Origin of the sequence: Tibeticola sp. (assembly GCF_022759015.1) — a bacterium.
GTDB lineage: Bacteria > Pseudomonadota > Gammaproteobacteria > Burkholderiales > Burkholderiaceae_C > Tibeticola > Tibeticola sediminis.
In genome coordinates, this window is the sequence record NZ_JAEMQB010000001.1 from 23,297 (window position 1) to 32,682 (window position 9,386).

Genomic DNA, 9,386 nt, shown 5'->3' on the forward strand with positions numbered 1-9,386 from the left:
GAATCGTCACAAACCGGCGCCACAATCGCCCCCGTTCCGACCCCGTTCACAGGAGATCCCATGAAACGAAGCTTCATCGCCGCTGCTTTCGCGGCCGCCTTTACCCTGCCCGCTGCGGCGCAAACCGAGATTCAATGGTGGCACTCCATGACGGGCGGCCTCAACGACTGGGTGACCGATCTTGCCAACGAGTTCAACGCCAGCCAGAAGGACTACAAGATCGTCCCGGTCTACAAGGGCCAGTACGACGAGTCGATGACCGCAGCGATCGCGGCCTTCCGCGCCGGAAACGCGCCGCACATCCTGCAGGTATTCGAAGTCGGCACCGCCACGATGATGGCGAGCAAGGGTGCGACGGTCCCGGTCGGCAAGGTGATGGCCGATGCGGGCTACAAGTTCGACCCCAAAGCCTACATTCCCGCGGTGGTCAGCTACTACACCGCGCCCAACGGCCAGATGCTGAGCTACCCGTTCAACAGCTCAACCACCGTCCTCAACTACAACAAGGACGCCTTCAAGGCCGCTGGCCTGGACCCCGAGAAAGCGCCCGCCACCTGGCCCGAACTCGTCGCTGCCGCCGCCAAGCTCAAGGCCAGCGGCCACAAATGCCCGTTCACCACGAGCTGGCAGGGCTGGACCCAGCTCGAGAGCTTCTCGACCTGGCACAACACCTTGTTTGCGTCAAAGAACAACGGCTTCGACGGCCTGGACGCGCGGCTGCTGGTCAACAGCCCGCTGCATGTGCGCCATATCGAGAACCTCGCCAACATGGCCAAGCAAGGCCTGTTCGTCTACAAAGGCCGCAACAACCTGGGCGACGCGCCGTTCTACTCGGGTGAGTGCGCCATGCAGACCGGCTCCTCGTCGACCTATGCCAACATTAAAAAGAACGCGAAGTTCAACTTTGGCATCGCGCCGCTGCCGTATTACCCCGACGTACCCGGCGCGCCGCAAAACACCATCATCGGCGGCGCTTCGCTTTGGGTGATGGCGGGTAAGCCAGCGAAGGATTACAAGGGTGTAGCCGCCTTCTTCAACTACCTCAGCAAACCCGAAGTTCAGGCCAAGAGCCACCAGCGCACGGGTTACCTCCCGATCACGCTGGCCGCGCTCGAACTCACGGAAAAGTCGGGCTTTTACAAGCAAAACCCCGGCACCGATACCGCCGTCAACCAGATGATCCGCAAGACCACCGACAAGTCGCGCGGCATCCGTTTGGGTAATTTCGTGCAAATCCGTGCCATCGAGGATGAAGAACTCGAGCAGGTTTGGGCCGGCAAGAAAGCGGCCAAGGAAGCCCTCGACAGCATCGTCAAGCGCGGCAACGAGCAGCTCGAGCGCTTCGAGAAGGCCAACAAGTCCTGACCCTCACGCGCGAAGTGCATCCCAGGTGCCGCCCGTGAGGGTGGCACCGTTTCCTTTTCTTTCATGGCTGTCGAAAAACGCGTCCGCTTCCAAAGTGCCTGGCTGCCCTGGGTGCTGCTGGCCCCGCAGGTGATCGTCGTCGCCGTGTTCTTTTTCTGGCCGGCGGGCCAGGCACTGGTGCAGTCGCTGCAGCAGCAAGACGCGTTTGGCATGAGCGTCGAATGGGTGGGGCTGGACAACTTCCGCCGCTTGTTTGCCGATGAGACCTACCTCGCCTCTTTCCAGACGACGGCGTTGTTCTCCGCGCTGGTGGCGTTTCTGGGGTTGTCGATCGCGCTCACGCTCGCCGTGTTCGCCGACCGGGTGGTGCGGTGCGCGAGCTTCTACAAGACGCTGCTGATCTGGCCTTACGCGGTCGCCCCAGCGGTTGCCGGGGTGCTGTGGCTGTTCATGTTTGCGCCGAGCATCGGCATCGTCACCTATGCGCTCGGCCGCATCGGCATCGAATGGAACAGCTTGCTCAACAGTCGCCATGCGATGGCGCTGATCGTGATGGCCGCCGTGTGGAAGCAAATTTCTTACAACTTCCTGTTCTTTCTCGCGGGCCTGCAAAGCATCCCGAAGTCGCTGATCGAAGCGGCTGCCATCGACGGCGCGGGGCCGTGGCGGCGTTTTTGGACCATCATCTTCCCGCTGCTCTCGCCCACCACCTTCTTTTTGCTGGTGATCAACGTGGTCTATGCCTTCTTCGACACGTTCGCCATCGTCGACGCGGCCACGCAGGGTGGCCCCGGCAAGGACACGGCGATTCTGGTCTACAAGGTGTATTACGACGGCTTCAAAGCCATGGACCTCGGCGGCTCGGCGGCGCAGTCGGTGGTGTTGATGGCGATCGTGATTGCGCTCACGGTGGTGCAGTTCCGCTTCGTCGAGAAGAAAGTCACTTATTGAGCGCGCAGCGCTTGGCTCATGGTCGAACGTCATCCCTTTCTGGATTTCCTCTCGCACTTGGTGCTGTTGCTGGGTGTGGCGGTGGTTGCGTTTCCGCTCTACATCACCTTCGTCGCGGCCACCCAGACCGCCGACGCCATCGTGCAAGTGCCCATGCCGATGAGCCCCGGGTCGCACCTGCTGGAGAACCTGGCGCAGGCTTGGCGCGGCGGCGGTGATGGCGCGGGGTCGACCGCGCCGGTCGCCCGCATGATGACGGTGAGCCTGATTTCGGCGCTCATCATCACGGTGGGCAAGATCGCGATCTCACTGCTGTCGGCATTCGCGATCGTCTACTTTCGGTTTCCGTTTCGGCAGTTCTTCTTCTGGGCGATCTTCGTCACACTGATGCTGCCGGTGGAGGTGCGCATCGGGCCGACTTACAAGGTGGTGGCCGACCTGGGCTTGCTCAACAGCTATGCGGGCCTCACGGTGCCGCTGATCGCCTCGGCGACCGCGACCTTTTTGTTTCGCCAGTTCTTCCTGACCGTGCCCGACGAACTCGTGGAGGCTGCGCGCATGGACGGAGCGGGGCCGCTGCGCTTCTTCAAGGACGTGTTGCTGCCCTTGTCGGCCACCTCGATCGCGGCGCTCTTCGTCATCCAGTTCATTTACGGCTGGAACCAATATCTGTGGCCGCTGCTGGTGACGACCAACGAGGACATGTACCCGGTGGTCGTGGGCATCAAGCGCATGATTTCGGGCGGCGACGCGGCCAACGAATGGAACGTCGTGATGGCCACCGCGCTGCTCGCCATGATTCCGCCGGCGCTCGTCGTCATCCTCATGCAAAAGTGGTTCGTCAAGGGCCTGGTCGACACCGAAAAATAGCCGCCCCTTGCCGCTGAACCCCAACACGATCCATGGCTTCCATCGAACTCCAGCAGGTCATCAAACGCTACGGCCGCGGCAAACACGCGGTCGAGGTGCTTCACGGCGTGGACGCACGCATCGAAGACGGTGAATTCGTCGTCGTCGTCGGCCCTTCGGGCTGCGGCAAATCCACCTTGCTGCGCATGGTGGCGGGCCTCGAGGAAATCACCGAGGGACAAATCCGCATCGGCGAGCGCGTGGTCAACGACCTCGAGCCCGCCCGGCGCGACATCGCCATGGTGTTCCAGAACTATGCGCTCTATCCGCACATGAGCGTGTTCGACAACATGGCCTATGGCCTCAAGATCGCCGGCGTGCCCAAGGACGAGATCCAACGCCGCGTGGACAAGGCGGCCGGCATCCTGGAGCTCGGCGCCTTGCTCAAGCGTAAACCGCGTGAACTCTCGGGCGGCCAACGTCAGCGGGTGGCGATGGGCCGCGCCATCGTGCGCGAGCCGCAGGCGTTTTTATTCGACGAGCCGCTCTCGAACCTCGACGCCAAGCTGCGCGCGCAGACGCGGCTGGAGATCCGCAAGCTGCATCGGGAGCTGGGCATCACCTCGCTGTTCGTGACCCACGACCAGGTCGAAGCGATGACGCTCGCGCAGCGCATGATCGTCATGAACGCCGGGCGCATGGAGCAGTTCGACACACCCGAGACGGTCTACAACCGCCCGGCCAGCACCTTCGTCGCGAGCTTCATCGGCTCGCCACCGATGAACCTGCTGCAGCACGCGCCCCAAGCGGGCCTCGGCGGGCCGGCGAACGCCATCCTCGGCGTGCGGCCCGAGCACCTGGTGCTCTCTGACAGCGGCTGGCCGCTGCAGGTGGACACGGTGGAACTCCTCGGCGCCGAGCGGCTCATCCACGCCCGGCTGGGCGACGAATTGCTGACCGTGCGCACCGAAGAGGCCGTGCCCGCGCCGGCGCTGGGCAGCACCATCCATGTGCAGCCCGTGCCCGGTAAGCTGCACTGGTTCGACCGCACCACGGGCCGGCGCATCGAAATCGACTGAAAGGCTGCCCCCGCGCACGCGCGGCCTGCCGAGCGGAGCCCACCGACCATGTCCCCACCCGATCTGCCTCGCTGGCCTTACCCGCGTTGGATCGCGCACCGCGGCGCGGGGCGGCTGGCGCCCGAGAACACGCTGGCGGCGTTTCGATACGGCGCGGCCTTGGGCTACCGCATGGCCGAGTGCGACGTGAAGCTCAGTGCCGATGGCGTACCGTTTTTGCTGCACGATGCGACGCTCACCCGCACCACGCGCGGGCTCGCGGACCTTGCCGGCCCCGCGGCCAGCCCGGTCGCGGGCGACCACGGCTGGGCCACGCTCGCGCAGCTCGACGCCGGGAGCTGGCATTCGCGCGCCTACGCGGGCGAGCCGCTGCCGACGCTGGCCAATCTGGCGCGCTACCTGCAGGCCAATGCGCTCCTGCTCAACATCGAGATCAAACCCACACCCGGCACCGAGGCGCGCACCGGGGCCGTCGTCGCCGAAACCGCCGCGCGCCTGTGGGCGCAGGCCCAAACGCCACCGCTGCTGAGCTCGTTCCAAGTCGAGGCGCTGGCGGCCGCAGCCGCCGCCGCGCCGGCGCTGCCGCGCGCGCTGTTGCTCGACACGCTGTGGGATGGCTGCCTCGAGCGCGCTGCGGCGCTCGGCTGCGTGGCGCTGGTGTGCAACCACGCGCTGTGGGATGCCGCACTGGTCGCACGAGCCCGCAGCCTCGGCCTGCGCGCCTTGAGTTACACGGTCAACGACGCCTGGGCGGCCCAACGCCTGCTGGCACTTGGAACCGACGGCATCATCACCGACCGCGTCGACCTCTTCGTACCCGAGGGGTGAAAAACTCAGCGGCGGGTTTGGAAGGCGAGGACCGAGCCGACGACGAGGACGAGTGCGGCATAGGTCAGCATGCGCCCGTCACGGCCCAGCAGCAGGAGGCCCGCGACGAGAACGCCTGCACCGAGCGCAAAATTCAGCGCGATCCGCCAGCCGATCGCCGCCGCGCCGAGCCGCTGGCCCCGCATCCAGGCCAGCAGGCACCCGCCGAAGACGGCCAGCGCCGCCGCCGGAGCGAAGAAATTGAGCAGATGCCAAAAAGCGGCGACGGGGCCCATGGGGTTAGAGCGTCGTGGAGATCTGCCGCTCCTCGAGCGGCGGGCGGTGAGAATGTCGGAGCCGTCGGGCGAGCGTAGGCCGGGCTCAATTTTATAATCCGGGAATGTCTGTCTGGGCCTTGGGCATCAACCACACGACCGCGCCACTCGATCTGCGCGGTCGTTTCGCTTTCGCGCTCGAACAAATCAAGCCCAAGCTGGCCTCGCTGCGCGCCTCGGTTCCGACCCACCCCGAGGCCGCGATCCTCTCGACCTGCAACCGCACCGAGATTTACGGCGCGAGCGAGCAAGCGCCGATCGACCACGCCCTGGGCTGGCTGGCCAACGTGGGCGGCGTCGACGCCGCGGTCTTGCGACCGCATGTCTATGCGCTCGAAGATGCCGAGGCGGCGCGACATGCGTTCCGGGTGGCCAGCGGGCTCGACTCGATGGTGCTGGGCGAGCCGCAGATTCTGGGCCAGATGAAATCCGCGGTGCGGGTCGCCGAGGAAGCCGGCGCGCTCGGAACCACGCTCAACCAGCTGTTTCAGCGCAGCTTTTCCGTCGCCAAAGAGGTGCGCAGCACGACCGAAATCGGGGCGCATTCGATCAGCATGGCGGCAGCGGCGGTGCGGCTGGCGGCTCAGTTGTTCGAAGACCTCAGCCAGGTTCGCGTGTTGTTCGTCGGCGCGGGGGAGATGATCGAACTCGCCGCGACGCATTTCGCGGCCAAGAGCCCCAAGAGCATGGCGATTGCCAACCGCACGCTCGACCGCGGAGAGCGGCTCGCGGCGCGCTTCGGCGCCGAGGTCATGCGCTTGGCCGACCTGCCCGAGCGCTTGCATGAATTCGACGCGGTGGTGAGTTGCACGGCCAGCACCTTGCCGATCATCGGGCTCGGGGCGGTGGAAAGCGCGCTCAAGCAGCGCAAGCGCCGGCCGATGTTCATGGTGGATCTGGCGGTGCCGCGCGACATCGAGCCTGAGGTTCAGAAGCTCGAAGACGTCTACCTCTACACCGTCGACGACCTCTCAAACGTCGTCCAAACCGGCCAGGCCAATCGGCAAGCAGCGGTCGAACAGGCCGAGGCGATCATCGATGCGGGCGTGCAGAGCTTCATGCACTGGTTGCTGCTGCGCGATCCCAAACGCGGCGTCGTGCCGGTCATTCGGCGCCTCCAGGCGCAGGCCGATCAATGGCAGGGCGTCGAAATCGCCCGCGCGCGGCGGCTGCTCGCCCGCGGCGCCACGGTCGACGAGGCGCTCGAAGCGCTGGCCCGCGGCTTGACGCAAAAGATGCTGCATGGCGCGCTGGCGGAACTCCAGGGCGCCGACCCGGATCAACGCGAGGCCGTCATGCGCACCGTCGAGCGCTTGTTCCTGCGCTCGAGCCCGCGCGAGCGCTAGCGCTCCACCCGCCCGCCGCGCCCCGGCGTGACGGGCCCCAGTGTCCCCCGCGGTCGTCCGCACCGGCCCTTTGCCTTTTCTGATCCCACTGATGCATCCGCTCCTCGAACGACAGATCGACACGCACATCCAGCGTCTGGGTGAACTCGACTACCTGCTGGGCCAGCCTGACGTCGCGTCGGACATGGAGGCGTTTTTGCGCCTGTCCCGCGAGCGCGCCGAGGTCGCCGCGGTTGCCGAGCGCGCCGAGCGCTGGCGACAGCGGCGGGCCGACCTGGAGCACGCGCAAGCCCTGCTCGAAGCGTCGCGCGACGATCCGGACATGCAGGCGCTCGCGCAGGCCGAAGTCGAAGCGGCTCAGGCCGAGATCGAGTCGCTCGATGCCGCGCTGCAGCGCCTGCTGCTGCCGCGCGACCCTGAAGACGCGCGCCATGCCTACGTGGAAATTCGCGCCGGCACCGGGGGCGACGAATCGGCGCTGTTCGCCGCCGATCTGCTGCGCATGTACACACGCTACGCGGAACGGCGCGGCTGGCGCAGCGAGCTCATCCACGCCTCCCACACCGAGCTTGGCGGGCTTCGCGAGGCCGTGCTGCGCATCGAGGGCGAGGGGGCCTACGGCGCCTTGCGCTTCGAGTCGGGCGGCCACCGGGTGCAGCGGGTGCCGGCGACCGAAGCCCAGGGCCGCATCCACACGAGCGCTTGCACGGTCGCGGTGCTGCCCGAGGCCGACCCGAGCGAGGCGGTGCGGCTCAACCCGGCCGAGCTGCGCATCGACACCTTCCGCGCCAGCGGCGCCGGGGGCCAGCACATCAATAAGACCGATTCGGCGGTCCGCGTCACCCATCTGCCCACGGGCATCACGGCCGAATGCCAGGATGGGCGATCGCAGCACAGCAACAAGGCCCGCGCGCTCCAGGTGCTGGCCTCGCGGTTGCAGGAAAAGGAGCGCCGCGAACGCGCCGAGCGCGAAGCCGCTACGCGCAAGAGCCTCATCGGCAGTGGCGACCGCAGCGACCGCATCCGCACCTACAACTTCCCACAAGGCCGCGTGACGGACCACCGGATCAACCTGACGCTCTACCAGCTGGGGGCCGTGATGGACGGCGAGCTCGAGCCGCTGATCGAGGCGCTCGACGCGGCGCGCGCCGCAGAGCAAATGGCCACGCTCCAGGAGACTGCGCCGTGATCGCAAGGCGCTTTCCCGCGACTTTTCGGACCAAAAAACGCCGATTGCCGGCATGAATTGCTGCTTTTTTGCTATTGAAACAAGAGTAATGGCTACACCCACAGCACCGCTCGGAGGCGGTCCGACCGTCGCTTCGCTGCTCGCCGCAGCGTCGGCGCAGGTGGACGCGATCGACGCGCAGGCCCTGCTGCTGACCGCACTGGGCCGCGCCGCACACGACCGCGCCTGGCTCTTTGCCCACGGGGAAGACCCGCTCACGCCCGAGGCGGTGGCGCACTACCGCTCGCTGGTCGAGCGTCGCTGTCACGGCGAGCCGCTGGCCTACATTCTGGGTGAGCGCGAATTCTTTGGGCTGCGGCTGCAGGTGGACGCCCGCGTGCTCGACCCGCGCGCGGATACCGAAACCCTCGTCGATTGGGCGCTCGAGTGCCTGGCTACGGGTGCCGAGTCGTCTCCGCGCGTGCTCGACCTCGGCACCGGCAGCGGTGCGATTGCGCTGGCGATCGCGCACACGGCCCCAAGTACTTCGGTGACGGCCGTCGACGCGAGCCGCGAGGCCTTGGCCCTCGCGCAGGCCAACGCGCTACGTCTGGGCCTGACGCTGCGGTTTGCCCACGGTTCCTGGTTCGATCCGGTCGCCGGCGACCAGTTTGACCTCGTGGTGTCGAACCCGCCCTACATCGCCGAGGATGACCCCCATCTCGCCGCCCTCCGCCACGAGCCGCGCGTGGCGCTGGTCTCGGGCGCCGATGGGCTCGACGACCTGCGCCGCATCATCGCCGCCGCGCCCGCGCATCTGGCCCCCGGGGGCTGGCTGCTGCTCGAGCACGGCTGGAATCAGGCCGAAGCCGTGCGGGCACTGCTCACGCAGGCCGGCTTCGAATCCGTCCAAAGCCGACACGACCTTGCGGGCATTGCCCGCTGCAGCGGCGGGCGTTGGCGCACCTCTTCGGCCAAACTGCGACAATTCGGGTTTTCCCTTCCACCCCAAGAGGCCAAGGACCATGAGTGATACCGAAACCCAAAAGCGCATCGACGATCTGGTGAAAAACAACGACATCGTGCTGTTCATGAAAGGCACGGCGAGCTTCCCCATGTGCGGCTTTTCGGGCCGCGCGATCCAGATCCTCAAGGCTTGCGGCGTGGACCCGAAGGCGGTCACCACCGTCAACGTACTCGAAGACGAAGCCATCCGCCAGGGCATCAAGGAATACAGCAACTGGCCAACGATTCCGCAGCTCTACATCAAAGGGGAGTTCATCGGCGGCTCGGACATCATGATGGAGATGTACGAAAGCGGCGAGCTGCAACAACTGCTCGGCGCCAAAGTCTGAGCAGCGTCCCATTGCGGCTGATCGCGGAGATCGGCCACGGGGCCGGGATGCGCGACGCACCCGTGTGGGTTTGGGGCAACGCTGAATAAGTTCCCGCGATGGCGCGCGCCGGGCGGCGGGATGGGATGCGA

At 66.3% G+C, this 9,386-nt stretch carries 10 protein-coding genes; 9 read left to right on the plus strand and 1 reads right to left on the minus strand.

Features of this window, described 5'->3' with window-relative positions:
• The first annotated feature begins 60 nt into the window (after positions 1-60).
• From ugpB to ugpQ, 5 genes are all read left to right on the plus strand, one after another.
• Positions 61-1,365 (plus strand): sn-glycerol-3-phosphate ABC transporter substrate-binding protein UgpB, encoded by a 1,305-nt coding sequence (gene ugpB, locus JHC36_RS00095; protein ID WP_287914308.1) that lies wholly within the window; start codon positions 61-63, stop codon positions 1,363-1,365.
• Between the two features lie 63 nt (positions 1,366-1,428).
• On the plus strand, positions 1,429-2,316 hold the full coding sequence (gene ugpA, locus JHC36_RS00100; RefSeq protein ID WP_287914310.1) for a sn-glycerol-3-phosphate ABC transporter permease UgpA: 888 nt from the start codon (positions 1,429-1,431) through the stop codon (positions 2,314-2,316).
• A gap of 18 nt (positions 2,317-2,334) precedes the next feature.
• Positions 2,335-3,186 carry a sn-glycerol-3-phosphate ABC transporter permease UgpE gene (gene ugpE, locus JHC36_RS00105; RefSeq protein WP_124223867.1) on the plus strand — a complete coding sequence of 284 codons (852 nt, stop codon included), beginning with the start codon at positions 2,335-2,337 and terminating at the stop codon, positions 3,184-3,186.
• A gap of 32 nt (positions 3,187-3,218) precedes the next feature.
• Positions 3,219-4,244: a sn-glycerol-3-phosphate ABC transporter ATP-binding protein UgpC gene (ugpC, locus tag JHC36_RS00110; RefSeq protein WP_124223865.1), complete on the plus strand. Its 1,026-nt coding sequence runs from the start codon at positions 3,219-3,221 to the stop codon at positions 4,242-4,244.
• 48 nt (positions 4,245-4,292) lie between these two features.
• The gene (ugpQ, locus tag JHC36_RS00115) at positions 4,293-5,072 is read left to right on the plus strand and encodes a glycerophosphodiester phosphodiesterase (protein ID WP_287914316.1); all 780 of its coding nucleotides are present in this window, start codon (positions 4,293-4,295) and stop codon (positions 5,070-5,072) included.
• Between the two features lie 5 nt (positions 5,073-5,077).
• Here the strand turns inward: ugpQ and JHC36_RS00120 are convergent, their stop codons facing one another.
• The gene (locus tag JHC36_RS00120) at positions 5,078-5,347 is read right to left on the minus strand and encodes a hypothetical protein (RefSeq protein WP_287914318.1); all 270 of its coding nucleotides are present in this window, start codon (positions 5,345-5,347) and stop codon (positions 5,078-5,080) included.
• Between the two features lie 104 nt (positions 5,348-5,451).
• Between JHC36_RS00120 and hemA the strand changes: the two genes are divergently transcribed.
• From hemA to grxD, 4 genes are all read left to right on the plus strand, one after another.
• Positions 5,452-6,732, plus strand: coding sequence for a glutamyl-tRNA reductase (gene hemA, locus JHC36_RS00125; protein WP_287914321.1), 1,281 nt, complete (start codon positions 5,452-5,454; stop codon positions 6,730-6,732).
• Positions 6,733-6,823: 91 nt separating this feature from the next.
• A complete protein-coding gene (gene prfA / locus JHC36_RS00130; protein ID WP_124223857.1) occupies positions 6,824-7,921 on the plus strand; it encodes a peptide chain release factor 1 in 1,098 nt (365 codons plus the stop codon).
• An 88-nt stretch (positions 7,922-8,009) separates the two neighbouring features.
• Positions 8,010-8,933, plus strand: coding sequence for a peptide chain release factor N(5)-glutamine methyltransferase (gene prmC / locus JHC36_RS00135; RefSeq protein WP_287914325.1), 924 nt, complete (start codon positions 8,010-8,012; stop codon positions 8,931-8,933).
• Positions 8,926-9,255, plus strand: coding sequence for a Grx4 family monothiol glutaredoxin (grxD, locus tag JHC36_RS00140; RefSeq protein WP_287914328.1), 330 nt, complete (start codon positions 8,926-8,928; stop codon positions 9,253-9,255). Before prmC ends, grxD begins: the two co-directional genes overlap by 8 nt.
• Positions 9,256-9,386 lie beyond the last annotated feature (131 nt).

Coding starts and splice junctions, on each gene's coding strand:
- prmC (WP_287914325.1), top strand. CDS start 8,010: ATGGCTACACCCACAGCACCGCTCGGAGGCGGTCCGACCGTCGCTTCG.
- ugpB (WP_287914308.1), top strand. CDS start 61: ATGAAACGAAGCTTCATCGCCGCTGCTTTCGCGGCCGCCTTTACCCTG.
- ugpA (WP_287914310.1), top strand. CDS start 1,429: ATGGCTGTCGAAAAACGCGTCCGCTTCCAAAGTGCCTGGCTGCCCTGG.
- grxD (WP_287914328.1), top strand. CDS start 8,926: ATGAGTGATACCGAAACCCAAAAGCGCATCGACGATCTGGTGAAAAAC.
- ugpC (WP_124223865.1), top strand. CDS start 3,219: ATGGCTTCCATCGAACTCCAGCAGGTCATCAAACGCTACGGCCGCGGC.
- hemA (WP_287914321.1), top strand. CDS start 5,452: ATGTCTGTCTGGGCCTTGGGCATCAACCACACGACCGCGCCACTCGAT.
- ugpQ (WP_287914316.1), top strand. CDS start 4,293: ATGTCCCCACCCGATCTGCCTCGCTGGCCTTACCCGCGTTGGATCGCG.
- ugpE (WP_124223867.1), top strand. CDS start 2,335: ATGGTCGAACGTCATCCCTTTCTGGATTTCCTCTCGCACTTGGTGCTG.
- JHC36_RS00120 (WP_287914318.1), bottom strand. CDS start 5,347: ATGGGCCCCGTCGCCGCTTTTTGGCATCTGCTCAATTTCTTCGCTCCG.
- prfA (WP_124223857.1), top strand. CDS start 6,824: ATGCATCCGCTCCTCGAACGACAGATCGACACGCACATCCAGCGTCTG.